The 1,154-nt window shown below is 61.3% G+C and carries 1 pseudogene; it reads left to right on the top strand.

Annotated elements, in window-relative coordinates:
- Positions 1-115 precede the first annotated feature (115 nt).
- Positions 116-1,154, top strand: a pseudogene (locus EOA38_RS37290) (ATP-binding protein); the annotation flags it as partial.

Raw genomic sequence — 1,154 nt, 5'->3', positions numbered from 1 at the left:
CTTGGCAATGGGTCGACACGGCCGGTCTTCGCCAGATCCAGCGCACGTCCGAGTTCGATCCGACGACGGTTCTTTCTCTCGCCTACCCACGCAAGCCCGACCGTCAGATCGCAGCATGAGCAAGCTTTCCAGTATAGTTTCCATTGATCGCCGTTTCGCGCGATCGGCCCGGCTCGATGCGGATCTGAACGGCACGCCGCCATTGGTCGGATACGTTCTGCAGGCAAGCGTCGCAAAAGCTCTGCGCACTCTTGGTGAGAGCCAGCGGGACCACCATCAAAGCGCTTACACTTGGACCGGTCCTTATGGTGGCGGCAAGTCGAGTGCGGCCCTGCTGCTTGCAAACCTCGTGGCCGGCACGAAGAAGAACCGGAAAATTGCTCAAGATATTGCGGGGCAGCCCCTTTCGACCCTGTTCAATCAGGCGTTCCCGGAAACCAGCGGCGCGTGGAAAGTCGTCGCCCTCACCGGAAGCCGGACACGGCTCCGCGACGCAATCGTCGAATCCGCCCGTAATGCGCTCGATTGGTCGCCTGACGCCGCATCACAGTTCGCAGCAAGCGATGATCGGCTTATCAAGGCTTTGATAGCGGGCGGCGAAGGCGCATCGAGCGGAACCCTCCTCATCCTCGACGAACTCGGCAAGCTTCTTGAGCACGAAGCACTCGAAGGCGGCGACGTCCATCTGCTTCAGGATCTCGCCGAGCATGCGTCGCGCAGCAGCGGCCGCTTAGTCGTCATCGGCATTCTCCACCAGTCGTTTGAGCAGTACACCGCGCGTGCTGCGCGTGACGCGCGGCAGGAATGGCGTAAGGTTCAAGGCCGCTACCAGGATATCGCATTTCTTTCGGGTGCGGATGAAACAGTTGCGCTGCTTGGCCGGGCCATAGCCGCTGAGCGCCCGAGTGGTGATGCATCGGGCGCCCGCGTTGTTGCTGAAGCGGTCGCCAAACGCCGCCCGATGGACGTTGATGTGCTCGCGGAAGCGCTTGAGCAGACATGGCCTCTTAACCCGGTGAGCGCGCTTCTGCTCGGACCGATCTCGAGAGCGCGGTTTGCCCAGAATGAGCGGAGCGTGTTCGGTTTTTTGAGTTCCGCCGAGCCCTCCGGCTTCAAGGAGTTTCTGGAGACGACCGATCTTAACGGCGGGACTT

This window comes from Mesorhizobium sp. M1E.F.Ca.ET.041.01.1.1 (genome assembly GCF_003997355.1).
In the GTDB taxonomy this organism is placed as follows: Bacteria; Pseudomonadota; Alphaproteobacteria; order Rhizobiales; family Rhizobiaceae; genus Mesorhizobium.
Note: the sequence above shows the minus strand (reverse complement) of the source record. Positions and strands in the feature narration are given on the sequence as shown.